We start from the raw sequence: 25,956 nt of genomic DNA, 5'->3' as shown, positions 1-25,956 counted from the left end.
TATCAATGACGATCCACAAAGAAGGTTACACCACCATAGCGCTCTCAGTACTGTTCATCTTTATTCTGAATGCTTTTATTGACTATAAATATGCAGACATAACCTGGTTAAGATGGTTGGTTTATCTATTTTCTTTTGCTCTTTTTATAATTGTATTACAATTTTTCAGGAATCCGGGCCGCACCTTTACTTCCGGAGAAAACCTGGTAATTTGCCCGGCTGACGGAAAGGTTGTTGTAATTGAAGAGACCGAAGAGGGGGAGTATTTTAAAGACAAAAGGCTGCAGGTATCCATATTCATGTCACCGGTGAATGTACACATCAACAGAAATCCAATTTCCGGGGTCGTTAAGTTTTTCAAATACCATCCAGGTAAGTACCTGGCAGCATGGAATCCTAAATCCTCTACAGAGAACGAACGCACCACAGTCGTGGTAGAGCATAAGAATGGCACTCCGGTATTATTCAGACAGATTGCAGGCGCCCTGGCGCGAAGAATTGTATGGTATGTTAAAGAAGGTGATCAGGTTGAGCAAACCAAAGAGTTCGGATTTATCAAATTCGGCTCCAGAGTTGATATCTTCTTACCTTTGGGTACAAAAGTGAATCTGCAATTAGATCAGGTTGTCAAAGGCGGAATCACCATACTCGCAGAACTCGCATAAAAAAATCATTCATCAAAAATAAAAAGGCCCGGAGTTTCGGGCCTTTTTATTTTTGACAGATTCCAAAGCTTATCAATCAGAAATAAATAATTTTTATTATACTCGAAATGCCTGACAAATAATGTCTAAAAAAATCACAACAAAAAAACCCCACTGATGTGATCAGCGAGGTTATTATACTTTTAAGAGAAATTAAACTCTTTTAGATTTGATACGAGCAGCTTTACCAGTCAATTCGCGTAAGTAGAATAATTTAGATCTACGTACCTTACCGTGGCTATTAACCTCGATTTTAGCGATGTTTGGAGAGTTGATAGGGAATATCCTTTCTACACCAACGCCATTAGACATTTTACGAACAGTAAACGTTTCATTAGCACCTACGCTATTACGTTGTAATACTACGCCTTGGTAAATTTGAATACGTTCTTTATTACCTTCGCGAATTTTATAGTGAACACTCACTGTATCTCCTGATTTGAATGCAGGAAACTCATTTTTTGCGATTACCTGCTCTTCAACAAATTTTACTAAATCCATGATTTTAAGCTATTAAGCCGACTTTTTGTTGTTTAAAATCGGACTGCAATATTAGGGATTTTTTTTTATAAATAAAAGGGATTTTTATTTTTTTCCACATTCTTTTATATTTCCACAAAAATGATGCAGTCCGTTTCTTCAGGTTATGCTTGACTTTCCTTCAATAAAGCCGTTAAATCCTTAAATTCCAGCACAAAATTTTCTAAGCCCCCTCTTTCCAGTTTAAAAATATTTTCCAGCCTTCGAATGGTAATGTAAGGGATATCTGATTTTGAAGTGAGCAGTAGCTTACGGTAATTGTGGAAGGTATTGGCCGAGATACCCAACTCTTTTGGAATAGCACGTATTGCAGCAGCATAAGCTATAACATTCAGCTGCTGTAAGCAGAACTCTATATTATATTTGTAAAATCTGTATTTATTCATCTACTTAGATTTGTTCCTAAGGTTTTTATTCATTTTTGGTAAACCTTCTCTTTTCAGTAAACTCTTCAGCGGAAGTTGCTTGATCTCTCCATTAAAAAGAGTTCCAGGATCCATCTCAAAGAGCAACTCAAACTGGACAACGATGGTATAAGGAATATCTTGCTTAGCATCCCAAGCTATATTACGATAATTGTGAAGCGTATTTAGAGAAATACCTAAAATTTTTGGAATAATGTGTAGGGCCAGTTTGTACTCAGCAACCGTAAGGCTTAATAAATACGCCCCAATCTTGTACTTCATTTTAAAATTTTTTTCCATTTGGTTTATTTTTGGTTTGAATTATTACTCCACCTGACTAACAATCAGATAAAGTCTATTTATAATTACAAATAAAACTATTCCAAATCAAACAAGCAAGAAAAAAACTAATTTTTTTTATGTAAAATAATATAAAAAATTATCACTTTTTTAAGTTCAATACAAAAATAACAAGACAACTTATCGAAAACAATTATACAGAACAAATTATTTCCTTAATCCTCCAACAGATCAGGTCTACGGCTACGCGTTCTGATCAAAGCTTGTTCATGACGCCATTCATTAATCTTTGCCTCATGGCCACTCAACAATACCTCAGGAACTTTATGACCCTTCCAATCGGCCGGTCTGGTATAGATTGGCGCATCTAACAACTCTCCTTGAAAACTATCCGAAAGCGCTGAGGTCTCATCATTCAAAACGCCTGGGATCAACCTCACAATGGCATCAACCAATACAGCAGCAGGAAGTTCTCCGCCCGACAAAACATAATCGCCAATAGACAATTCGCGCGTCACAAATAAATCGCGGATCCGCTGATCAATTCCTTTATAATGCCCGCAAAGAATAATAACATTGCCCTTACTCGATAGCTCATTTGCAATAGTTTGATTTAAGGTTACGCCATCAGGACTCATAAAAATAACTTCATCATAATCCCGCTCAGCCTTAAGTGCCTCGATACACTTCGCAAAGGGTTCAATAGACATGACCATGCCGCTACCACCCCCATAGGGATAGTCATCCACACTTTTCTGCTTATTGGAAGCATAATCCCTTAAATTATGAACCACAATTTCAGCAATGCCCTTTTTTTGGGCACGCTGTAAAATAGAATGGGCAAAAGGGCTTTCCAGCAAGCCCGGTAAAACAGATATGATATCGAAACGCATCACGAAAAAATTAAATTAATTAGATAAATAAATATCAAGTAGCCCCTCTGGTAAATCAACAGTTAAAGTCCTTTCCTCCTCATCAATTTCTACAATCATGTCCTCATTCAATGGAAACATAATTTCTGTCTCTTTATATAATACTGTAGCCACAAATTGCTGGGGATACTCATTTACTTCCAGGATTTCACCAAGGTCTCCATGTGTCTCATCCGAAACCATAAATCCTTTCAAATCATTGTAATGAAATTCTTCGTCATCACGATCAGGCAGCTTAGTCAGTGGCAGATAGATTTTTTTACGAACCAGGGCTTGGGCCAGATCAATATGATCCACATCGTCAAAAAAGAAATTACCAGTACTGTTGTTTTGAAGTTTATAAGAAGAGACAAAAAAAGGGACCATTTTACCATTAATCTCTGCAAATACTACGTCAAGATCCAGCAATTCAGGCGCATCGTATTCAAAAAACAATTGCAACTCCCCTTTTAACCCCTTGGTTTTAGTGATGTAACCAATATAAAAACCTTCTTCCAGTGTCATGATCTTTTAAAAATAAATATATCCAAAATAAAAATAGCGAAGAACTCATGAATGAATTCTTCGCTATCCTTTAAAATAACAAAAGTCTTATGCTTGTTCTTCGTTGCTTTCAGCAGCAGGAGCATCTTCAACTGCAGGAGCAGCCTCGTCAGCAACAACTTCTTCTTCTGCAACTACCTCTTCTACAACTGGCGCATTTTTAATGGCCAATGCAGCAGCACGGTCAGCATTTTTCTTAGCTTCAGCAGCTAAGGCAGCTTTTCTAACTTCGTCTTTCGATTTAGTCAGGTTATCTTTTTTACCTTCGATTTTACTATCTTTTGCACTTAACCATTCTGCAAATTTAGCATCAGCCTGTTCTGCGGTTAAAGCACCTTTTTTAACACCACCTTCTAAGTGTTTTTTGTACAAAACACCTTTGTAAGAAAGGATAGCGCGACAAGTATCAGTCGGCTCAGCACCTTTATTTACCCAGTCTAAAGTTTTATCGAAATTAATTTCAATGGTAGCAGGATTGGTATTCGGGTTATAAGACCCTAAACGCTCAATAAATTTACCATCTCTTGGTGAACGGGAATCCGCTACCACTACGTGGAAAAAAGGCTTACCTTTTTTACCGAATCTTTGCAATCTGATTTTAGTTGCCATTTCTTTTTATAATTTATGTATTCAACATAGTTCCCGGAGCTGTATGCTTGCGGGGCTGCAAAAGTAAGTAAAATACTACTGATTAGCAAGATGCAGTGTTTTTTTATTTTAACAATACCATTACAATGATAAGATTTCAACCAAACGCAACCAGGCAGGACTTACCTCCTGGGCATCTATGTGCTTAATCGCCTGAGCAAAAGGTGTAAAGACCAACTCACGGTTAACCTGTCCAACCATTACTCCAGATTGGCCATTGATGAGCCCTTCAACAGCGGCCACCCCAAAACGGCTGGCTAAAACGCGGTCCATACAACTTGGCTTACCACCTCGCTGAATGTGGCCAAGCACAGACACCCTGATGTCATAATGCGGGAACCTTTCTTTCAAAACCTCACCTACATTAAAGGCACCACCAACTTCATCACCTTCAGCAACAATGATAATTTTAGAAGCCTTATCCTTTCTTCCAATTTCCAGCCTGTTCACCAGACCTTCAACGCCCATATTGGCCTCCGGAATTAAAATAGCCTCTGCACCTACACCAATACCGCTTCTTAAAGCTATCAGCCCGGAATCACGCCCCATAACTTCAACAATAAACAACCGGTCGTGAGATTCAGCAGTATCCCTAATCTTATCTACGGCATTGACAACTGTATTGATTGCAGTATCATATCCGATAGTAAAATCAGTTCCCTGCAAATCATTATCAATTGTACCCGGTAAGCCTACAATGGGAAAATTATATTCACTCGAAAAAAGATTTGCCCCGGTAAATGTACCATCTCCACCAATCACAATTAATCCGTCAATTCCGTGCTGCGTCAATTGATCATATGCCTTAGCCCGGCCTTCCGTTGTTCTAAAATAATCACTTCTGGCCGTTTTTAGGATTGTTCCTCCCCTTTGAATAATATTGGCAACCGATTTCCTTTCCATACTGATGAAATCAGCATGGATAAGTCCTTCGTACCCTCTTAAAATACCCGTAACCTGCAAATCATAATAAATTGCAGCCCTAACTACTGCCCTAATCGCAGCGTTCATCCCGGGCGCATCGCCTCCGGAAGTTAATACTCCTATATTTTTTATTTTACTCATGGATTAATCAAATGCTTAACAATCCGGTGAAATTAGTGTATTATCTTCAAAAATCAGGTTAAAAATTCTACTTCTTTAAAATTGAATTCCACCTCTTGTCCTCCGGTAACGATCACCAACATCCCGGAATCAGTCACTTTGACGATTCGCCCCTCGAAAACCTCGCCATTCTGTCTGTAAGGTGCAAATTCTTCGAAACGGTAAAGACCACCCACGTAGTCTTCAGTCAAACTTTCGTATTTGCCTTGTTTCAGTTTTAAATACTGTTGCTCAATATGGCGGCATATTTCGGCTAGCAGCCAAATCAGATTAACATCCTGCTGTAAAATTTCATGTAAAGATGTGGCGCGGCCCAATACCTCCGGGCTAAACAAAACCTGGTTGACATTGATTCCTATTCCGATAATACTGGCCTTATAACTTGACCCTGCCAGGATATTTTCAATCAGCATCCCCCCAAGTTTCTGGTTCCCGTAATACAAATCATTGGGCCATTTTACCTTCAGACCCGAACCCGTCAAACCCAGCAAAGCATTTCTTACTCCAATGCTTATAGCCATATTTAACATGAACTGACGGGTTATCGGCAAAAATGATGGGCATAAGTATAAACTGAATGTTAGATTTAATCCAGGTTCCGTATGCCAGATGTTACCCTGTTGACCCCGTCCGGCAAATTGATTGTCTGCCATAATAACAGTACCCTCCGGTAATGGCTCGGAATTTGACGCTTTTGTCTTTAAAAAGTTATTAGTAGAATCAACCTCAGATAATCTAATCAAATTTTGACCAACAAATAATGTTGAAAAAGTGTTATTTTGCAAGTGTTGATTGTATATTTGTTTATCAAAATTAAAACATTTTAATGATAAAAAAGAAAATTGGAAATCTTTCTACATACCTCTCAGAGATAGCTGTACTAGGGATACAAGAAAAAAAAGGACACGATATTGTGCGTTTGGATTTAAGAGAACTTAAAAGCTCCGTTTCTGATTATTTTATCATCTGCAATGCAGACTCCACGACCCAGGTAAAAGCAATTGCAGATAGCGTAGAAGATGAGATCTATAAAAAAACACAAACCAATCCGTGGCAAAAAGAAGGATCAGACAATGCCGATTGGATTATCCTCGATTATTTTGACATAGTAGTTCATATATTTAAAACTGAAAAACGCGAATTTTACGGAATAGAAGACCTATGGGGAGACGCCCAGTCTACATCCTTTAAAAGTGCCTAATCATTCACCCCATTTTTCGATTCAATGATGAAAGAGAACCCGAGTACAAAGCCTAAATTAATTAAGAGAATACCAAACATTCCAAAAAAACCTCAGAAAGGTTCAAAATTCAACATCTTTTGGGTGTATGCAGCCATCATTTTAGGCTTAATCTTATTACAGGTTTTATTTAGCGCAGACACGACTAAAACCATACCCTATCGTACTTTTGAAACCCAGATGTTACTCCCTGGAGATGTGGAGAAATTAGTAGCCTATAAACACGAAGACCTGGTAAAAGTTGAAGTTTACATTAAAAAAGACCGTCTAAAGGAAGCTAAATACAAAGATTATATCAGCAAAAGTAACATTGGTAGCAGTAATAACGGCCCTGTTGTAGTCTTTACCGCCGGATCAATGGACCTCCTTGCGCAGCAACTGAAAGATTCACAAAAAAATATTCCGTCTGAGCAGCAAATACTGGCTACGCCAGATACCAGACAAAGCTCGTTTAACAACTGGTTTTTCACTGCGATCATCCCAATTCTTTTGTTACTTGGATTCTGGATCTTTATCATGCGCCGCATGGGCGGTGGTGCTGGTGGTGCTGGCGGACAAATCTTCAATATTGGTAAGTCAAAAGCCACACTGTTCGATAAAGAAAGCCAGGTAAACGTTACTTTTAACGATGTTGCCGGACTGGAAGAAGCCAAACAAGAGGTTATGGAGATTGTAGATTTCCTTAAAAACCCTAAAAAATACACCAATTTGGGTGGTAAAATCCCAAAAGGAGCCCTCCTGGTGGGTTCTCCAGGTACAGGTAAAACCTTATTGGCTAAAGCTGTAGCCGGTGAAGCACAAGTGCCTTTCTTCTCATTATCAGGTTCTGATTTTGTGGAGATGTTTGTAGGTGTGGGTGCTTCACGTGTCCGTGATTTGTTTAAGCAAGCAAAGGATAAAGCACCTTGTATCATTTTTATTGATGAGGTAGATGCAATCGGTCGTGCCCGTGGTAAAAACAGCATGATGGGTGGTAACGATGAGCGTGAAAATACCCTCAACCAGCTGTTAGTTGAAATGGACGGTTTTGGAACGGATTCCGGTATTATTATTCTTGCAGCAACCAACAGACCTGATGTACTGGATTCTGCTTTATTGAGACCTGGACGTTTTGACAGACAGATTTCTATTGACAAGCCAGATTTGGTTGGCCGTGAACAAATCTTCAAAGTGCATTTAAAACCAATTAAAACAGATGTCGTGGTAGACGCTAAAAAGCTATCCGCACAAACCCCGGGTTTTGCTGGTGCCGAGATTGCAAACGTATGTAACGAAGCGGCACTCATCGCTGCACGTCGCAACAAAGAGTCGGTTGACATGCAGGATTTTCAGGATGCGATTGACCGCGTAATTGGTGGGCTTGAAAAGAAAAACAAAATCATTTCTCCTGAAGAGAAAAGAATAGTTGCTTACCATGAAGCCGGACACGCCATTGCTGGTTGGTTCCTGGAACATGCTGATCCACTGGTAAAAGTGTCTATCGTGCCTCGTGGTGTTGCCGCTTTAGGCTACGCGCAGTACTTGCCGAAAGAACAGTTCTTATATACTACAGAACAATTAACAGATGGCATGTGCATGACTATGGGTGGACGTGTTGCAGAAGACATTGTTTTTGGAAAGATATCTACAGGTGCGCAGAATGATTTGGAGCGCATCACCAAACTTTCTTATGCCATGGTTACCATTTATGGTATGAATAGTACCATTGGCAATGTGTCCTTCCATGACCCGCAAAATGAGTACAACTTCAACAAACCTTATTCTGAGAAAACATCAGAAATGATTGACCATGAAGTTCGTCTATTAATTTCAGGAGTATACGACAGAACCAAGCAATTGCTTACCGAAAAAAGAGCCGGTTTGGAAAAATTAGCTCAAAAATTAATAGAAAAAGAAATTTTATTCCAGGCCGATCTGGAAGAAATCTTAGGAAAACGTCCTTTTGACAACCGCACTACTTATGACGAGTTTGTAAATGGTACTGGTGATCAAAAACCAGCTGCAGAAGGCTTATTACATGATGGTGTTACACCACCAACAGAGCCTGCAACTGCATTCGATCCAAAAGAAACAGAATCTTAATCCAATATTTTATGGAGCCGTCATTTCCAATAGGAAATGACGGCAAATCCATTGTTTTATGCAGGAAAATATCTCGTCAAAAGAGCTCATGCTAAAAAAGATCAGGAAAGCCCTTCTGGAAAGAAGAGATAACCCGCATCCCAATTTAGAAGATACCCCACTATACAAAGCAGATGATGAGCTCGCAGAAATCATGTTTGCCGAACAGCTCACTGCAGTTTCAGGAAACTTCATTTATTGCGAAAATGGAATTGACTTCATTGAAAATATTCTGCAATTGGCAGAGCAATTTAAATGGAGAAAAATATATTGCTGGGAACCAGAATTACAAGAACTCCTTTCTACCTACGAATTTCCCTTTTACCAGACCGATAAAGACTTTGAAATGGCCGAGGTAGGCATTACCATGTGCGAAGCCTTAATTGCCCGCAACGGATCTGTAATGGTTTCTAATCAAAATGCTGCAGGCAGGAGGTTGAGTATCTACCCGCACCACCACATTGTCATTGCCAGAACAGGTCAGCTCGTTATGGATTTAAAAGACGCTTTTAAACTCATTAAACAAAAGTACGGCACACAAATTCCGTCTATGATCAGTACGATAACCGGGCCAAGCAGAACGGCAGATATTGAAAAAACTTTGGTGCTAGGTGCGCATGGTCCGAAAGAATTATTCGTATTTTTGGTCGATGATTTTTCTTAATCTAATAAATAAATCCTAGTTTTATACTGTACACCAAAACAGTCTACGGTTCAAAATGGGCATTCAAACAAATATAAACTCGGTTATTATAGGTACAGGCAGCTACATTCCTACAAATGTAGTCTCAGGAGACGCCTTTTTAGATTCTTCATTTTACGACAATGGTCTTAAATTGGACAAAGACATTTCGGAAATCATTCGTAAATTTTCCGAAATCACCGAAATTATTGAACGTCGCTATGTAGATGAGGATCAGGTGAACAGCGATATTGCGATCATTGCTGCTCAAAAGGCAATTGATACCGCCGGAATTGACAAAGAAAGCCTGGATCACATCATATTCTGTCATAATTTTGGAGATGTTAAAGCGGGCAGTAACCGAATGGACATCCTTCCGGCGCTTGCAGCCAAAGTAAAACAGGCTTTAGCCATTGAAAATCCGGATTGCGTCGCCTATGACCTTATTTTTGGTTGTCCTGGCTGGGTACAAGGTTCCATTCAGGCCAATTATCTAATCCAAAGTGGCGATGCCAAAAGGGTTATGGTAATCGGAGCCGAAACACTATCCAGAATTACAGATCCACATGACAGGGACAGTATGATTTTTTCTGATGGTGCCGGCGCTGTGATCTTCGAAGCTCGGGAATCTACAGAACCGCTGGGAATTATTGCTCATAAAACCCAAACCTATGCTTTAAACTACGGCTCATTACTTGTTATGGGTAGAAGTAACAATCCAGATGCCTGTCACGAAAATGCCTATCTAAAAATGAACGGGCGAAAACTGTATGAATTCGCGGTGACGAATGTACCACAGGTCATCAAAAAAGCCATAGATAAAGCAGGAATAAATATTACCGATATTAAAACCGTCTTCATTCATCAGGCAAATGGCAAAATGGATCATGCCATCATGAAAAGGGTATTTAAACTTTACGAGCTGGATACCGTACCTGAAAATCTGGTGCCAATGACCATTTCATGGCTCGGAAATAGCTCCGTGGCTACCATACCTACCCTTTTAGATCTGGTACTTAAAAATCAGGTTAAAGGCTACGAAGTAAATTCGGGAGATTATACGCTATTCGCCTCCGTTGGGGCTGGCATGCACATCAACGCCTTTGTATATCGGTTTTAATTCAGCCGTTTTAAGCTATCCTTTGCTGCAGACTCGATACTGTTCTCATACAAGTGTCCTTTCATTCCTATGGCCGTATTAAAACTGGCCTTAGCCGCTGTAAAATTCTTTCTCTTCATATAGATCTTACCCATCAGCAAAGCCGAATTGGCCGCAAAATGCGCTTTCAAATTCCGCCCATAATCAACGGCCCGTTGGTAGTTCTCCAAAGCAGAGTCCAGTTTGCCCAATTCCTCCTGATTTCTTGCGATTCTATAGTGGTACTCTGTCCGGTCTTTTACAAGCTTCAGCTCATTTTCCTCAAGCCCCCCCAATACTTCCTGAGAACGGCTGTAATAACCGCCATCTGAAAGTAATCTGGCCTTGAGTAAGCTTACATTGGGTGTGCCCAGAGAAACTTCATTGAAGGCCTGTTTATCCCGCTCATTAAAAGAATAACCAAGTGTCTTCACTTTTTCTACATAGGTAGCATAGTCTTTAACCTCCCCTCTCAAAAGTGCAATCCAACCCAAATGTAAATAACTGTCCTTGACATAACTTACACCTTTATTTTGTTCCAAAAATCTATTGAAATAAAGCCCTGAATTTAAATCCATTTTATTCAACCTCACCATACCTGTTAAATACTCCAGATAAGGGAAAGACGTGTACAGATTGCCTGTAGGACGGGCAGACAACACTTCGATCGCCTCTTCATTATGCCCGGTTTTTGCACAGACATAAGCCTTCAAATAAGATTTAAGCAAACTGGAGTCTGGTATCCTGGCCAGATATTTCTTAGACTCGGTATACGCGATCGGACTATGCGCCAGATCCGTTAGTACAAAAGAATAATAAAAGACCGCTTCTTCATAAAAGTGCGCCAAAGCAGATGAAGGCAGTGCAGTCACCAGTTTTTGCATCATCCCTATCCCCTTTTGCAAGTCCCCCTTTATACCAAATGTTGCCAATGTGCTTTTCATTAGTCCGTTCGGCAAAATACCTAAGACCGCGTTAATTACACCTAAACCTTTAGCATTCATTTGAAATCCCGGAAATTTCTTAGCATTATCCTGCAAATAAGAATTTGCTTTTTTTATCTCCATTGCTGCATTAAACTGCTCCCCAAACCGGCTTCTGATAAGTGCCCATTGCATATTGATCTCAGCCTGGGCATATAAATAATAAGGTGAGTTTTGGTCATCGGCAGCAATCATGTCCAGACGAGCTGCTTTGTAACCTTTAAGCTGATTAAACAAATCCTTGTTATCTGTAGTGAGCAACTGAAAGAAATCAATGTAGTTTTCCAATAATGGCACAATAGCGTTCGTAGGATTAACTTTCTTCTCGCTGGCAACCATATGCCTGGCCGAGGTCAATTTAAGTTCAAAAATCAGCCCATATGCTTTCAGGCAATTGGTGTTGAAATCAAACTTTGCGAATACAGAAACAGGCAGGCAAAACAATAGGATAATTAAAGTATATCTACACTTTAAAGTAGGTTGTAATTTCATAAATTAAGATCGTCAAAAGATGCTCAGCTAAATAACGTCTGCAAGCATCCTATGTTTTAATAACCAATAATTTTAATCATAAAAAAAGGCCAGATTTATAGTTCTGACCTTTCTTTATCGCTTAAATGATGAGTTTATGCAGAAACTTCTTCCTGAGTAAGTGCTTCATCAACTAAAATTCTTCCGCAATGCTCACAAACAATGATTTTTTTACGCTGACGGATATCCAACTGGCGCTGAGGCGGGATCTGATTGAAACAACCAGAGCACGAATCACGATCAATTGTTACCACTGCTAAACCATTATTTGCATTTTTTCTTAACCTGTTATAAGCTGTTAAAAGACGTTCTTCAATTTGAGTTTCGGCTTTCTCCGCTTTCTTAGACAATAAAAGTTCGTCTTTTTCGGTTTCAGCAGTAATGGTTTCCAACTCGCTTCTTTTTACATCAAGATCTTTTCTTCTCGATTCCAAATCTGCAAGTGCTCTGTCATAGATCTCAGTTTTCTGAGTAATATCGAAACCAAACTCTCTGATTTTTTTCTCACAAACCTGAATCTCAAGTGTTTGTATTTCTACTTCTTTAGTTAAAGCATCGTATTCACGATTATTTTTAACATCTTTTAATTGAGTCTCGTATTTTTTGATCAAGTTCTGAGCTTCCTTAATCATATTCCTACGCGTTACAATGGCATCCTCAGTATCATCCAATTCGCCTTTGAATTTTTGTATACGTGTTTCCAGGCCAGCAACCTCATCTTCTAAATCGGCAACTTCCATTGGCAATTCACCACGAATTTGACGTATTTTATCGATCTTAGTATGCAGGGTTTGTAATTCGTATAAAGCTTTTAGCTTTTGCTCTACAGTTTGTTCCATTAAATGAAATAATTTATGGGGTTTGTGTTATGCTCCGTTAAACGGATTGCAAAGTTAGGAAATTTTTCTTGAATAATATCTATCAACAAATTTGAGGTAAATTGTTCACTCTCAAAGTGTCCGATATCGGCGATTACTATTTTTTCATCAGCATCGAAAAACTCATGATATTTGAAATCTGCTGTCACAAAAGCATCTGCTCCAGCTACTATGGCATCTTTCAACAAAAAGCTGCCAGAACCTCCACAAACTGCTACTTTTTTAATTCGCCTCGGCAGCAACTTGGTATGCCTGATCACTACTGCATCCATCCGGTCCTTCACCAGGTTTAAAAAATCCCCGCCGTCCATTTCTTCTGGTAACCATCCAATCATTCCTGCACCTACATTGTCCAGTTTATTTTCTAACGGATAAATATCATACGCAACTTCTTCATAAGGATGCGTCTCAAACAGCGCCAGTAAAACCTTCCGCTGATCCTGAATTTTAAAAACAGTCTCAATCCGCAGTTCCGGCTCCTGGTGTTGAATGCCATGCTCACCGACAAAAGGATCAGCCCCCGCCCCAGCTTTAAACGTTCCAAAACCGTTTGCATTGAAACTGCAGTCGCTATAGTTGGCAATATCACCGGCTCCAGCCTCAAACAGCGCATTACGCACACGATCAGCCTGTAAAGTCGGACAAAAAGTAACCAGTTTTTTTAAAACTCCAGCCTTAGGACTTAATATTTTGGTGTGCTGTAACCCCAGTCGACTAGCAATCACACCGTTTACACCATGCTGTACATGATCAAGATTTGTGTGTATCGCATACAAAGCGATATTGTGCCGAATGGCTTTGAGCACCACTCGTTCTACATAATTCTTTCCGGTAATCTTTTTTAAGCCTTTAAATACTATCGGATGATGGGTAATGACCAGATTGTAGTTCAGTGCAATCGCTTCGTCAACAACGCTTTCCAAACAATCCAAAGCAACCAGTGCCCCAGTTATTTCCTGATCAGGCTGGCCCACAATCAAACCAGAGTTGTCATAATCCTCTTGATAATTTAAAGGTGCAAACGCTTCCAGATGTTTCAATAAAACAGATAACCTCATATGCAGTAAATATACAACAGATTTTCAGTTTTTACTGTTGAATGCTTCCCATTTTTACCATTTGCAGGCTTTCAAAAACCATACGCTGGTTATACTCTGCCGCCAGACTTTTGTGGTTTACCAGGTCAATAATAGTTCCAATTCCGCAAAGTCCGTACGTAAAAAAATACAATACGCCCATACCCACCTGATTCAATAAAAAGCGGGGTAATCCGGGCACAAAAAAACCGAGAATACAATACAACAGCATGTCATCCGGATTTCTTCTCCTTCCGCCATAAATCATTAAAAACCCATGTAACTGCTGCTCATTAAAGCCTGTGGTTGCCGCCTGTAAATAAGAAAACTCCTGGGGTGTAATGCCAGGTAACGACATAAATGGTGAATTAAACATGATTATTCCTCCCTATACTTAAGTTTACTACTTTATTTTTAAAAAAATTCAAACGGATCAAAACGATGATCCTCCAGCTGATAATCAGCAGAGCCGGTAAACCAAACCAGTGCTGTTTAAAACTTTCGGCCAGGTTACCGTGCATCAATTGGGTAATGGACCTTCCTATACCACAACCCGGACACCCACTAAAACCCAGATTTGCCAGCGGGCAAAGGGTAAAATGCTGATGATCCCCCTTTACATGTGGATCTGCAAAAGCCAGCAAGATCAATGCCGTAAGCCAAAAAAGCAGCTCAAGCGGTAGATATCTCAGCAGTTTACGCATCATTCACTTCCTCGTTGGTTTTATACGTACCCATTTTTAGTATAGATCATTTAAACGATATTTTGTTACATCCAAAGCCCCTCATAAATTCATATATTTGTCAGGTGAACATTCGCGACCTGATCAATAAATACAAAACAGATGAGCGTATTGTAGCATTGGCAAAAGCTCTTAACAAGGGTAAAGGTAACAAACTTCAACTAAAAGGGTTGGTTGGTTCCGCCGATGCAACAATTGCAATAGCTACTTATTTCCTGTTACACAAGCCTCAATTATTTATTTTCCCGGATAGGGAAGAAGCATCCTATTTTCTTTCCGATCTCGAAAGTATCCTGGATAAAGAAGTGCTGTTTTTTCCTTCTTCCTTTCGGAAAGCCTTCGATTTTACGCAGGTAGATACCGCAAATGTCCTGGCAAGAGCCGAAGTCTTGAACGAATTGAACCACAATTCTGAATATGGTAAAATTGTCGTTTCCTATCCGGAGGCACTTGCAGAGAAGGTAATCGACCGCGCTGTACTGGAAAAAAACACTCTCGAAATTAGTATCAATGCCAAATTGGGTATAGATTTCATCAATGAATTTTTAATTGATTACGATTTTAACCGTACCGATTTCGTTTACGAACCCGGTCAGTTCTCCATTCGTGGCGGCATCGTAGACATCTTCTCCTTTTCTCACGATTTACCGTACCGTATCGAATTTTTCGGCGATATTGTTGAAAGCATCCGTACTTTCGAAATTGAGAGTCAGCTTTCCGTGGAAGATGTTAAAACACTCACCATCATTCCCAATGTACAATCTAAATACCTGACAGAAAACAACATCAGCATTTTAGATTATATTGAAAAAGACACTCAACTCTGGTTTAAAGACGTAGCGTTTACGCTGGATGTAGTCAAAAGCGGTTATAAAAAAGCGGTTGAGCTTTGGAAAGCGCTTCCCGCAAAGGAAAAACAAGAGAACCCCGATTGGATTGATCCCAAATTTGCGTTTACTGATGAAAAAATGATGGGGGACATGTTCCAGGATTTTGCACTGGTAGAGTTTGGAAAACAGTTCTTTTATCAAACTGAACATGTATTCCAATTTGAAACGAAGCCTCAGCCATCTTTCAATAAAGACTTTAGCCTCCTGATTCATAACCTGAAAGAAAATGAAAAACAAGTTATCCATAATTTCATTTTTAGTTCGTCAACCAAACAAACTGAACGTTTGTACGCCATCCTGGATGATATAGACAAAAGCGCAAAATTTACACCGGTCCACATCCCACTTAGAGAAGGCTTTGTAGACGGACAACAGAAAATGGCTTTTTATACCGATCATCAGATATTTGACCGTTTTTACAAGTATAAACTTAAAAGAGGCTATCAACGCAGCCAGGCCATTACACTCAAAGAGCTCAGAGATCTTAAACCCGGTGATTTTGTAACCCATATCGACCATGGTATTGGAAAATACGCCGGACTGGAGAAAGTAGACGTGAATGGCAAAACACAGGAAATGATCCGCTTGGTTTATGCAGACAACGATCTGCTCTATGTCAACATCAACTCCTTAAACCGCATTGCCAAGTATAGCGGCAAAGACGGTACGGCACCAAAAATGAATAAGCTCGGTACCGAGGCTTGGGACAAGCTAAAAAAGACCACTAAAAAAAAAGTTAAAGACATAGCCCGGGACCTGATCAAGCTATATGCCTTAAGAAAATCACAGGTAGGCACCGCTTTTAGTCCGGATGGCTATATGGAAACTGAACTTGAGGCCTCTTTCATCTATGAAGATACTCCTGATCAGGAAAAAGCAACAGCAGATGTCAAAAAGGATATGGAAGCCCCACATCCGATGGATCGCCTGGTATGTGGTGATGTTGGCTTTGGCAAAACAGAAATTGCTATCCGCGCTGCTTTTAAAGCGGTTGCGAATGGTAAACAAGCTGCCGTACTGGTACCAACAACCATTTTAGCACTACAACACTTTAAAACTTTCTCCAGCCGATTAAAGGAATTTCCTTGTACTGTAGATTACATTAATCGATTTAAAACCAATAAACAGATTAAAGAAACACTGGCTAAACTTGCTGAAGGAAAAGTTGACATTGTGATAGGAACACATCGTTTGCTCAGTAAAGATGTCAAATTCAAAGACCTTGGCATCATGATCATTGATGAGGAACAGAAATTTGGGGTAACCTCCAAAGAAAAATTGAGGGCTTTACGTGTCAATGTAGATACGCTGACATTAACTGCTACACCAATTCCAAGAACCCTACATTTCTCTTTAATGGGTGCACGCGATTTGTCGATCATGAGCACACCACCACCAAACAGACAGGCAGTAAATACAGAATTACATGTCTTTAATGACAAATTGATTCAGGAAGCCGTTCAATTTGAACTGGATAGAGGCGGACAGGTCTTTTTCATTCACAATCGGGTAAATGACCTGCCACAATTAGGTGGTTTAATCAAAACATTGGTACCCAAAGCAAGAATAGGTATTGCACATGGGCAACTGGATGGTGACCAGCTGGAAGATGTGATGCTTGATTTTATCAACGGCGAAAAAGATGTACTCGTAGCTACAACCATTATTGAGGCCGGCCTGGACATTCCAAATGCCAATACCATCATCATCAACCATGCCCACATGTTTGGCTTAAGCGATTTGCACCAGATGCGTGGAAGGGTAGGCCGCTCCAATAAAAAAGCTTTTTGCTATCTGTTGAGTCCGCCATTATCTACTTTAACTTCCGAAGCCCGAAAACGCCTCAGCGCAATTGAAGAGTTTTCAGACCTTGGTAGCGGTTTTAACATCGCAATGAGGGATTTAGACATCCGGGGTAGCGGAAACCTCTTAGGTGCCGAGCAAAGTGGCTTCATTGCCGAAATAGGCTTTGAAATGTACCACAAAATATTAGATGAAGCCATCCAGGAACTTAAAACAGATGAATTTAAAGACCTGTTTAAGGATGAGCCCACACGTCCATTTGTTTCCTTTACGCAAGTAGATACCGATTTGGAATTGTACATCCCGGACGATTATGTCACGAACATTACGGAAAGATATAACCTCTATACAGAACTCTCCAAAATTGAAGATGAAAACCAGCTCAGAGCTTTTGAGTTATCTCTCAAAGATCGTTTCGGACCAGTTCCAAAACCTGTTAAAACAATGCTGAACGTATTGAGGTTACAGTGGGTAGCTAAAAAACTCGCTTTTGAAAAACTCAGCTTCAAAAAAGGTACTTTACGCGGTTACTTCATCGCCGACAAACAATCTTCATTTTTTGATTCGACAATGTTCAATAAAATATTGCATTTTGCCCAAATACATCCGCGTCTCTGCAACTTAAAAGAGGTTAAAGACTCTTTACGCATTGCTTTTGATAACTTAAATACTGTTGATGAAGCGGTAGAAATGTTAGAGATGGTAGTTAAATAATCCCATAAAAAATGAATCCACAACTGTTAAATGACCTGGTTACCATGCAAATGCCCTTTGGGAAATACAAAGGGCGAATCATTTGCGATTTACCTGAATCGTACCTGGTTTGGTTTCATCAGGAAGGATATCCGCCAGGAAAATTGGGTCAAATGATTGCAACACTTTACGAAATCAAATTAAACGGACTGGAATACCTCCTGGCTCCTCTGAAGAAAGGGAAATAGACAGCTTAAAAACTATAAAGAATCAGATATAAATAAGCATATACAAGCGGAGCAGCAATCAATAAGCCATCAAAACGATCTAAAAAACCACCGTGACCGGGTAAGATGTTCCCAGAATCTTTCACATTTAAACTTCGTTTAAGCATCGATTCTACCAAGTCGCCAAGTGTTCCAAAACCAACAATAATAACGGCCATTCCGGCCAACACCAGTGGATTTAGTTCCACAAACCAGAGCGATAATAAATAAGAGACCAGCACGCTGGTAAAGACCCCGCCAAAAAAACCTTCCCAGGATTTTTTAGGGGAATGACGTTCAAATAAAGGCGTTTTACCAAGTTTAACACCAAACAGGTATTGCCCCGTATCGCTAGCCCAAAGCAACAACAAAAAGCTTAAGGGCAAGTGAAAATTATAAGGATCAGCAATACCTGCTGCGTTTAAAAAACCAAGTGCGTAAAAAAAACAAAAAGGCATGGTAACGAATATCAAACCTGTAAAAGTAACTGCAATGTTGAGGAAGGGATTTTTTTCCTTACTGTAAAGTTCAGCTATAAAAACCGCCGTAATTAAAGGGATCAGCAGCAGTAGTAACGCTGTATTAAACAGCGCGTATTGCTTACTGGCCACCAATAAAAAAATCAATGTACCCGCCATTAATGCGATACTTTTATGCGGTTTGAGACCCGAGGTCTGTACCAGTTTAAAAAACTCAAACAAGGCAAGTAAACTCAAAAGCAAGTAAAAAAAAGTAAAGGTATAACCACCTAAAAAGATGGATCCCAACATCACAATGGTAAAAAAGAAAGCCGTTATTGCCCTTGTCTTCATTTGTTATCTAATTGTCTCTTCACCTGTTTGTTCTTTATGGGTAATTGCCGCTTGTCTTTTAAAATAACCAAACAACAATAGGGTTAACACTAAACTAATCATATAACCATACCAGGCGATGTTTATGGTTTGATCGGCTTGCGACAAAGGTATGTTGTTTTTTTGCATATACCATGCTGCACACACAGCATATCCGTTATTAATAAAATGTGCAAACATTGCATACCAGATGCTCCCGCTCCAGAAATACAAATATCCAAAGGCAGCCCCCAGAAATAAGCGGGGTAAAAATCCATAGAACTGAAGGTGTATGGCACTAAAAATGAAGGCAGAAAACCAGATGGCTACATGCGGATTTCTAAAAATTCGGGAAAATGTACGCTGTAGAGCCCCTCTGAACATCATTTCTTCAGCAACAGCAGGCAGCATCCCGATCATCAATAGATTGATTATAAAAGTACCGGCATTGTTCATTTTTAACAAAGCTTCTGTGGTTTCTGCAGCGCGATCTTCGGCATCTTTCATCCACAATTCCATTTGTTTTAAAAATGGCGGTAAGTTCATCTCCTGATTTAAGCGTCCAACCCATTCCAATAATGGCATTGAACAGACCATCAACAGCAATACCAGCAAAACCAAATTCCCCTGAGGCTTTTTAAAACCATAAAAAAAACGGGCTTGCCTACCCTGAGTAATGGCCAATAAACCTGCCGGAACTAAAAATAATCCAATTTGCTGGGCAGATATCATAATCCTTTGTGCATTTAAATAAACCGGATCTGTTCCCGCCATCCAGCTCAAGTCTATGACTGCTTTCTCTCCGTATTGTAAAAAAACCAGGAAAAATCCAATGATCATGGCCACAAATAAGCCCAACACAGCATAAAAACCCAGCGTTAGCAGTTGTAAATAAGGACTATGTTCCTGATGATCTTCGGTTCTTAAATTCATTATTTGTATTATTTGTACCTTTGTACTTTAATTTTTGGTTTGAAGATAGAGAAATGTCCGTAAAGATAGGAAATATAGATTTGGGAGAGTTCCCATTATTGCTTGCACCAATGGAAGATGTAAGTGATCCTCCCTTCCGTTACGTTTGTAAACAAAGTGGCGTAGACATGATGTATACGGAGTTCATTTCATCCGAAGGACTGATCAGGGATGCCGCTAAAAGTAGGGCAAAGCTTGATATTTTTGAGTATGAAAGGCCTATTGGCATCCAGATATTTGGCAGTGAAATAGACCACATGCGCGAGGCTACAGAAATTGCTACCCTTGCCGGACCAGATCTGATGGACATCAATTACGGCTGCCCGGTTAAACAGGTAGCTTGTAAAGGAGCCGGCTCTGCTTTGCTCCAGGATATTGACAAAATGGTGAAAATGACAGAAGCAGTAGTGAAATCTACCCACTTGCCTGTTACTGTAAAAACAAGACTCGGTTGGGACGATAACACAAAAAATGTAGAAGAAGTTGCAGAAAGACTGCAGGATATTGGGATACAGGCTTTAACCATTCACGGCAGAACGAGAGCTCAAATGTACAAAGGAGAGGCTGACTGGACACTGATCCGGGAAATCAAACGCAATCCGAGAATTAAAATTCCAATATTTGGTAACGGTGATGTAGACAGTATTGAAAAAGCAGCCAACTGGCGCTTGGAATATGAAGTAGATGGTATCATGATTGGCCGCGCTGCCATCGGATATCCATGGATATTCAGGGAAATCAGACATTTTTTCAAAACTGGAGAACGCTTAGCCGGACCAACCGTTGCTGAACGCGTATCGGTCTGCCGTACCCATTTTGAAAAATCAATTGCCTGGAAAGGTCCAAGGGTAGGCATATTTGAAATGAGACGGCATTATGCCAATTATTTCAAAGGCTTACCTGATTTTAAGCCCTACAGAATGCAGTTGGTTAAAGAAGAAAATATCGACACAATCCATCAAATCTTAGACGAAGTGGCAGATAAATATCAGCATATCCACTCCCAAGGTGAAATGGCTTAATTTTTGAATCACAGACTAATATAAAATAGGTTAAAACAATGGTTACAGCGATCACAAACGGTATTAAAATTTCGGTACAAACCATGTATCAGGATCAGGATTCAAATCCTGAAGCTGAACATTTTATGTTTGCTTATCGCATCGTTATTGAAAATTTATCGGATTATACCATTCAGCTGAAAAGGAGACAATGGTTTATATTTGATTCCAGCGGATTACAAAGGGAAGTAGAAGGCGAAGGTGTGGTAGGAGAGCAACCTGTGATCGAACCGGGTGACGCACATACCTATGTGTCTGCCTGCCATCTGACTACAGACATGGGCAGTATGAAAGGCAATTACCTCATGACCCGCTTAGCAGATCAAACAGATTTTACTGTAGATATTCCAGAATTTGAACTGATTGTTCCTTATCGGTTAAATTAATTACTACTTATTCCTTCCAAAAAGGACTGAAGCATAATAAAAAAGATTGGCCAGGGATCCCAACGCCGCTACCACATAGGTCATGGCTGCCCACCATAAGGCGTCTTTGGCTTGATTATGCTCTTCAGTAGTATAAAGTACACTTTTGTTATTCTTAAGCCAGGCAAGCGCTCTTCTACTGGCATCAAATTCCACTGGTAAAGTGACCAGGCTAAAAATGGTAATTAAGGTCAACCCAACTACACCAATCCCCAATACAATCGGATTAAAGGTAAAAAAGATCAGAAACACACCAATAATCAATACCCACTGCAACAAATTGGAAGTGATGCTGACTACCGGAACCATATTCGTTCTCAAATCCAACCAATGATAGGACACAGCCTGTTGTACAGCATGGCCACATTCATGAGCAGCTACTGCTGCTGCTGCAACGCTTCGTCCATAATACACATCTGTACTCAAATTAACGGTTTTATCTTCGGGATTGTAATGATCAGATAATGCTTTATCTGTGCTTACAACTTTCACATCAAAAATTCCATTGTCGTACAACATTTTTTCCGCCACTTCCTTTCCGGACAATCCTGAATTCAACTGCATCTCGGCATATTTTGAAAATCTGTTTCTAAATCTCCACTGCACAAACATGCTGATAATCAGAACTGGAATTATTAAAAAAAAATAAGTTCCCATTTTCCTAAAGTATGTTTTTCAAGGATTGACAATCAAAAAGCGTTCCCAAATTGACCTGAAAAAATCTGTTTTTTCAATTTACCGTAAAAAGAGGCTTGATTACTTTTTACAGGCCGATAGAAATTCACATTAACTTAAATCTACCAAATCACCTTGTAGGTAAAACAGCGCATATCTGAACCGGGCTCTTGTTATAGTCCATCATTTTTCTCATTTTTGATAAAATTTTTAGTATGGAATATATTTTAGCTTCTCTTTTGATCATAATTTTAGTAGTACTCATATTGCTTTTCTTTAGAAAACCAGCAACTGACGATAGTCATTTGGTTCTGCTGGAACTGAAAGAACGCGAACATGAAAAAGCACTGAACTGGCTCAAAGAAGAAAAATTAAAAACAGAAGATGAACTGAATGACTTACGTTTAAATTATATGAATGAACGCAGTAAGCTGATTAAAGCAGAAGAAGCGCTGTTGTCGCAACGGGAAAAACAGGCCGAACAGGAAAAATATATCGCTGAACTTCAGGAACGGTTTAAAATGGAATTTGAAAATATCGCAAACAAAATCCTCGATGCCAAAACGGAAAAGTTTACACTACACAACAAAGACAACATGGATGCCATTCTAAATCCGTTGAAAGAAAACATCAAAGCTTTTGAGGTAAAGGTTGACAAGGTGTATAAAGCCGAATCTGATGAACGCAATATTCTCAAAGGAGTCATCTCCCAGCTCATGGATCAAAGCAAGCAAATTCAGGAAGATGCAAACAACCTGACAAGGGCACTCAAAGGGGACAGTAAAAAACAAGGCAATTGGGGTGAAGTGATTCTGGAAAGGGTTCTGGAACGTTCTGGCCTGATCAAGGACAGAGAGTACCGGATTCAAACGAGCCTGAACTCATTTGAAGGCTCCAGAATGCAGCCGGATGTCATAATTGACCTTCCAGATGATAAACATATTATCGTCGATTCTAAGGTCTCTTTGGTGGCTTACGAGCGATTGGTTACTGCAGATACAGATGAAGAACGGGAAATTCAGTTAAAGCAACATTTAATTTCCATTAAAAACCACATCCAGGGTCTTTCTGGAAAAAATTACCAGGAATTGCACCAGATCAACTCGCCAGACTTTGTACTGCTGTTCATTCCTATTGAATCCTCTTTCGGCATCGCAGTGCAACAAGATGCTGAATTGTTCAATTATGCCTGGGATAGAAAAGTGGTCATCGTCAGTCCATCCACCTTACTGGCAACTTTGCGCACCATTGCCAGTATATGGAAACAGGAAAGGCAAAATAGAAACGTTTTGGAAATTGCCCGGTTAAGTGGCAGCATGTATGATAAATTTGTTGGTTTCCTGGCCGACATGGAAGCCATCGGACGGAACATCAAGCTGAGCCAGGATGCCTATGAAAAAGCTTTGAACAAACTCTCAACAGGAGCGGGGAACCTATCCAACACTTCTGAAAAGATCAAAAAATTAGGTGCCAAAGCGACCAAGCAAATTGACACCAAATTTTTAGACCCGGTTTTACCGGATGAAATCGATTTATAGTTTAAATGCGTTCCAGCCTTGTGCTTTCAATTCATGAACAACATTAGACTTCGAAACCATTTTGCAACCTGAATTTTTATCCGTGATGTGGCCGATGATACTGATGTCCACATCATGTTTTAATTTTTCATAATCTGCCTGTTTAATCGTAAAAAGCAATTCATAATCTTCACCGCCATTCAGGGCACAGACCGTAGGATCCAGACCAAGTTCCCTGGCAGTCTCGTAGGTCATTGGATCAATCGGCAGTTTCTCTTCATAAAGGGTACAACCTTTTTCCGATTGCTGGCAAATGTGCAATATTTCAGAAGCCAGTCCATCAGAAACATCAATCATTGAAGTCGGCACGATTTTCATCTGTCCAAGCAGGTCAACAATATCCCTGCGTCCTTCTGGTTTCAATTGTCTCTCGATAATGTAGTCTTTACCCTCCAGGTCAGGTTGAATATTTGGGTTTTCCAAAAAAATCTGCTTTTCCCTTTCCAGAATTTGCAGGCCAACATAAGCTCCACCCAAATCTCCAGATACACACAAAAGATCACCTTCCTGAGCACCATTTCTGTACACGACATCTTTTTTCTCCGCATAACCAATACTGGTTACACTGATCACCAATCCTTGCTTACTCGCCGAGGTATCACCACCGATCAAATCAATGTTGAACTTATCGCAAGCCAACTGCACACCTTTGTAAATCTCTTCTACGGCTTCAAGCGGAAATTTACTCGATAAGCCGATCGAAAAGGTGACTTGAGTTGCAATACCATTCATGGCGTAAATATCGCTTAGATTCACTTGTATGGCTTTATAGCCCAAATGCATCAGCGGTACGTAAGCCAGATCGAAATGGATGCCTTCCAGTAGCAGGTCTGTAGAAATTAAAACTTCCTTATTTTCAAAATTCAATACTGCTGCGTCATCGCCAACACCTTTAATGCTGCTCTCGTGTTTAATTTTAAAATTGTCTGTGAGGTGTTTAATCAACCCAAATTCACCCAATTCTGCTATATCCGTACGTTCACTATTTTCAAACATAATACCTTTTATTTTAGTGAATTAACATAGTTATTCACATCATTTTATTCCCAAATAACCACAATTTCAGTGATTTCATCTCTTTTTTCAATAACCGAAGGTAAAACTCCCATATTTAAGCCAGATAATCCCTTGTAAAAAAGCAAATTAACAGGTTATCCACAAGCCATAAAAGTCGATTAAAGCCCTAAACTGGCTGAAATTTCAAGCATGCGCTCAATAGGTTTACGGGCGTCAGCAATAATATTTTTTGCTACAGTCACTTCTGGGAGGCCGTTTTTGAGGCATAAATACAATTTCTCCAGCGTATTCCGCTTCATGTAAGGGCAATCATTGCATGCGCAATTGTTATTTGGCGGTGCCGGAATGAAAGTTTTTCCCGGATTTGCTTTTTGCATTTGATGAATAATACCACTCTCAGTAGCTACAATGAAGGTTTTTGCCTCATTTTTGATGCTGTAATTTAACAAGCCTGTTGTAGATCCAATGTAATCGGCCATTTGCAGAACTGATTCTTCACATTCTGGATGAGCAATAAATTTTGCATCCGGATGACGCTCTTTTAGCTTCGTAATTTTCTCTCTAGAAAAAATCTCATGTACCATACATGCTCCATTCCATAAAACCAGATGCCTACCCGTTTTTTTGGCTACCCATGCTCCTAAATTTTTGTCGGGACCAAAAATGATCTTTTGTTCTTTCGGAAGGCTTTGTACAATTTGTACAGCATTAGTGGAGGTACAAACAATATCGCTCATAGCCTTCAATTCTGCGGTACAATTCACATAGGTAATCACCAGATGATCCGGATATTTTTCCTTAAATTTTTTAAACAAATGGGGCGGACAGCTATCGGCGAGGGAACATCCCGCTTTCAAATCCGGCAGTAAAACGGTTTTCTCAGGCGAAAGTATTTTGGCTGTTTCGGCCATAAAATGGACACCAGCAAATACAATCACATCCGCTTCTGTTTTAGCAGCTTCCTGTGATAAACCCAAACTATCTCCAATGTAATCTGCAATATCTTGAATATCAGGTTCCTGATAGTAGTGCGCCAATACAATTGCATTCTTTTCTTTTTTTAGCTTTTCAATTTCTTCAAAAAGATCAAGACTTGGATCAATACTTTCTTCTATAAATCCTTTTCTGCTTAATTCCTCTTCTAAGGTATCCATCTTCATGAGTATTTATTTTTTCTATC

At 39.7% G+C, this 25,956-nt stretch carries 28 protein-coding genes; 10 read left to right on the top strand and 18 right to left on the bottom strand.

All coding sequences use genetic code 11. The annotated features are described in order from the left end of the window. Nucleotides 1-5: 5 nt before the first annotated feature. Nucleotides 6-665, top strand: a complete 660-nt coding sequence (locus tag IM797_RS15405) for a phosphatidylserine decarboxylase family protein (RefSeq protein ID WP_194128024.1) — start codon at nt 6-8, stop codon at nt 663-665. 192 nt (nt 666-857) lie between these two features. On the opposite strand, the gene rplS is transcribed toward IM797_RS15405, so the two are convergent. From rplS to IM797_RS15365, 8 genes are all read right to left on the bottom strand, one after another. Beyond that, on the bottom strand, nt 858-1,205 hold the full coding sequence (rplS, locus tag IM797_RS15400; RefSeq protein ID WP_131593363.1) for a 50S ribosomal protein L19: 348 nt from the start codon (nt 1,203-1,205) through the stop codon (nt 858-860). A gap of 143 nt (nt 1,206-1,348) precedes the next feature. After that, nucleotides 1,349-1,630, bottom strand: coding sequence for a hypothetical protein (locus IM797_RS15395; protein WP_228098880.1), 282 nt, complete (start codon nt 1,628-1,630; stop codon nt 1,349-1,351). Beyond that, complete coding sequence (locus IM797_RS15390; RefSeq protein WP_228098879.1) at nt 1,631-1,948, bottom strand: hypothetical protein; 318 nt, start codon at nt 1,946-1,948, stop codon at nt 1,631-1,633. A gap of 215 nt (nt 1,949-2,163) precedes the next feature. Further along, nucleotides 2,164-2,841, bottom strand: a complete 678-nt coding sequence (trmD, locus tag IM797_RS15385) for a tRNA (guanosine(37)-N1)-methyltransferase TrmD (RefSeq protein ID WP_194128023.1) — start codon at nt 2,839-2,841, stop codon at nt 2,164-2,166. Between the two features lie 15 nt (nt 2,842-2,856). After that, nucleotides 2,857-3,384 (bottom strand): ribosome maturation factor RimM, encoded by a 528-nt coding sequence (gene rimM / locus IM797_RS15380; protein ID WP_194128022.1) that lies wholly within the window; start codon nt 3,382-3,384, stop codon nt 2,857-2,859. Between the two features lie 87 nt (nt 3,385-3,471). Further along, a complete protein-coding gene (locus tag IM797_RS15375) occupies nt 3,472-4,032 on the bottom strand; it encodes a 30S ribosomal protein S16 (RefSeq protein WP_194128021.1) in 561 nt (186 codons plus the stop codon). A 120-nt stretch (nt 4,033-4,152) separates the two neighbouring features. After that, nucleotides 4,153-5,136 carry a 6-phosphofructokinase gene (gene pfkA / locus IM797_RS15370; RefSeq protein ID WP_194128020.1) on the bottom strand — a complete coding sequence of 328 codons (984 nt, stop codon included), beginning with the start codon at nt 5,134-5,136 and terminating at the stop codon, nt 4,153-4,155. A gap of 53 nt (nt 5,137-5,189) precedes the next feature. Next, entirely contained in the window at nt 5,190-5,918 is a 729-nt protein-coding gene (locus IM797_RS15365) for a biotin--[acetyl-CoA-carboxylase] ligase (RefSeq protein ID WP_228098878.1), read from the bottom strand. 83 nt (nt 5,919-6,001) lie between these two features. Here IM797_RS15365 and rsfS point away from each other — a divergent pair, with 83 nt between their 5' ends. From rsfS to IM797_RS15345, 4 genes are read left to right on the top strand one after another with little or no spacing between them, the layout of a single operon-like run. Continuing rightward, nucleotides 6,002-6,376: a ribosome silencing factor gene (gene rsfS, locus IM797_RS15360; protein WP_194128018.1), complete on the top strand. Its 375-nt coding sequence runs from the start codon at nt 6,002-6,004 to the stop codon at nt 6,374-6,376. 27 nt (nt 6,377-6,403) lie between these two features. Next, nucleotides 6,404-8,497 (top strand): ATP-dependent zinc metalloprotease FtsH, encoded by a 2,094-nt coding sequence (gene ftsH / locus IM797_RS15355; RefSeq protein WP_194128055.1) that lies wholly within the window; start codon nt 6,404-6,406, stop codon nt 8,495-8,497. 58 nt (nt 8,498-8,555) lie between these two features. Further along, nucleotides 8,556-9,200 (top strand): LUD domain-containing protein, encoded by a 645-nt coding sequence (locus IM797_RS15350; RefSeq protein ID WP_194128017.1) that lies wholly within the window; start codon nt 8,556-8,558, stop codon nt 9,198-9,200. A 55-nt stretch (nt 9,201-9,255) separates the two neighbouring features. Next, nucleotides 9,256-10,338: a 3-oxoacyl-ACP synthase III family protein gene (locus IM797_RS15345; protein ID WP_194128016.1), complete on the top strand. Its 1,083-nt coding sequence runs from the start codon at nt 9,256-9,258 to the stop codon at nt 10,336-10,338. Here IM797_RS15345 and IM797_RS15340 read toward each other — a convergent pair. The 5 genes from IM797_RS15340 to IM797_RS15320 all read right to left on the bottom strand — a co-directional run bounded on the left by IM797_RS15340 (nt 10,335) and on the right by IM797_RS15320 (nt 14,531). After that, complete coding sequence (locus IM797_RS15340) at nt 10,335-11,831, bottom strand: tetratricopeptide repeat protein (RefSeq protein ID WP_194128015.1); 1,497 nt, start codon at nt 11,829-11,831, stop codon at nt 10,335-10,337. The two genes, IM797_RS15345 and IM797_RS15340, sit on opposite strands and share 4 nt — an antisense overlap. Before the next feature lie 134 nt (nt 11,832-11,965). Next, nucleotides 11,966-12,709: a zinc ribbon domain-containing protein gene (locus IM797_RS15335; RefSeq protein ID WP_194128014.1), complete on the bottom strand. Its 744-nt coding sequence runs from the start codon at nt 12,707-12,709 to the stop codon at nt 11,966-11,968. Continuing rightward, a complete protein-coding gene (locus tag IM797_RS15330) occupies nt 12,709-13,806 on the bottom strand; it encodes a Nif3-like dinuclear metal center hexameric protein (protein ID WP_194128013.1) in 1,098 nt (365 codons plus the stop codon). The genes IM797_RS15335 and IM797_RS15330 overlap by 1 nt, the downstream gene beginning before the upstream one ends. A 31-nt stretch (nt 13,807-13,837) precedes the next feature. Then, complete coding sequence (locus tag IM797_RS15325) at nt 13,838-14,200, bottom strand: TM2 domain-containing protein (protein WP_194128012.1); 363 nt, start codon at nt 14,198-14,200, stop codon at nt 13,838-13,840. Beyond that, a complete protein-coding gene (locus IM797_RS15320; protein WP_228098877.1) occupies nt 14,193-14,531 on the bottom strand; it encodes a DUF2752 domain-containing protein in 339 nt (112 codons plus the stop codon). Before IM797_RS15320 ends, IM797_RS15325 begins: the two co-directional genes overlap by 8 nt. A 101-nt stretch (nt 14,532-14,632) precedes the next feature. On the opposite strand from IM797_RS15320, the gene mfd reads away from it, so the two are divergent. After that, the gene (gene mfd, locus IM797_RS15315; RefSeq protein ID WP_194128011.1) at nt 14,633-17,974 is read left to right on the top strand and encodes a transcription-repair coupling factor; all 3,342 of its coding nucleotides are present in this window, start codon (nt 14,633-14,635) and stop codon (nt 17,972-17,974) included. Nucleotides 17,975-17,985: 11 nt separating this feature from the next. Further along, the gene (locus tag IM797_RS15310; protein WP_194128010.1) at nt 17,986-18,201 is read left to right on the top strand and encodes a DUF3820 family protein; all 216 of its coding nucleotides are present in this window, start codon (nt 17,986-17,988) and stop codon (nt 18,199-18,201) included. Nucleotides 18,202-18,206: 5 nt separating this feature from the next. On the opposite strand, the gene IM797_RS15305 is transcribed toward IM797_RS15310, so the two are convergent. Both IM797_RS15305 and IM797_RS15300 read right to left on the bottom strand, forming a co-directional pair. Next, the gene (locus IM797_RS15305; RefSeq protein ID WP_194128009.1) at nt 18,207-19,031 is read right to left on the bottom strand and encodes a phosphatidate cytidylyltransferase; all 825 of its coding nucleotides are present in this window, start codon (nt 19,029-19,031) and stop codon (nt 18,207-18,209) included. 3 nt (nt 19,032-19,034) lie between these two features. After that, nucleotides 19,035-19,982 carry a CPBP family intramembrane glutamic endopeptidase gene (locus tag IM797_RS15300; protein WP_194128008.1) on the bottom strand — a complete coding sequence of 316 codons (948 nt, stop codon included), beginning with the start codon at nt 19,980-19,982 and terminating at the stop codon, nt 19,035-19,037. A 53-nt stretch (nt 19,983-20,035) separates the two neighbouring features. On the opposite strand from IM797_RS15300, the gene dusB reads away from it, so the two are divergent. Together dusB and apaG are read left to right on the top strand one after the other, a co-directional pair. Continuing rightward, nucleotides 20,036-21,043, top strand: a complete 1,008-nt coding sequence (dusB, locus tag IM797_RS15295; RefSeq protein ID WP_194128007.1) for a tRNA dihydrouridine synthase DusB — start codon at nt 20,036-20,038, stop codon at nt 21,041-21,043. Between the two features lie 38 nt (nt 21,044-21,081). Next, the gene (apaG, locus tag IM797_RS15290; protein WP_194128006.1) at nt 21,082-21,468 is read left to right on the top strand and encodes a Co2+/Mg2+ efflux protein ApaG; all 387 of its coding nucleotides are present in this window, start codon (nt 21,082-21,084) and stop codon (nt 21,466-21,468) included. Between the two features lie 3 nt (nt 21,469-21,471). Here the strand turns inward: apaG and IM797_RS15285 are convergent, their stop codons facing one another. Further along, nucleotides 21,472-22,164, bottom strand: a complete 693-nt coding sequence (locus tag IM797_RS15285; RefSeq protein WP_194128005.1) for a zinc metallopeptidase — start codon at nt 22,162-22,164, stop codon at nt 21,472-21,474. A 233-nt stretch (nt 22,165-22,397) separates the two neighbouring features. Between IM797_RS15285 and IM797_RS15280 the strand changes: the two genes are divergently transcribed. Beyond that, a complete protein-coding gene (locus IM797_RS15280; RefSeq protein WP_194128004.1) occupies nt 22,398-23,720 on the top strand; it encodes a DNA recombination protein RmuC in 1,323 nt (440 codons plus the stop codon). Here IM797_RS15280 and thiL read toward each other — a convergent pair. Continuing rightward, nucleotides 23,715-24,755, bottom strand: a complete 1,041-nt coding sequence (gene thiL / locus IM797_RS15275) for a thiamine-phosphate kinase (RefSeq protein WP_194128003.1) — start codon at nt 24,753-24,755, stop codon at nt 23,715-23,717. The two genes, IM797_RS15280 and thiL, sit on opposite strands and share 6 nt — an antisense overlap. Nucleotides 24,756-24,934: 179 nt before the next feature. Next, on the bottom strand, nt 24,935-25,936 hold the full coding sequence (gene nadA / locus IM797_RS15270; RefSeq protein WP_370583086.1) for a quinolinate synthase NadA: 1,002 nt from the start codon (nt 25,934-25,936) through the stop codon (nt 24,935-24,937). Between the last annotated feature and the right edge of the window lie 20 nt (nt 25,937-25,956).

This window comes from Pedobacter sp. MC2016-24 (assembly GCF_015223055.1).
In the GTDB taxonomy this organism is placed as follows: Bacteria; Bacteroidota; Bacteroidia; order Sphingobacteriales; family Sphingobacteriaceae; genus Pedobacter.
Note: the sequence above shows the minus strand (reverse complement) of the source record. Positions and strands in the feature narration are given on the sequence as shown.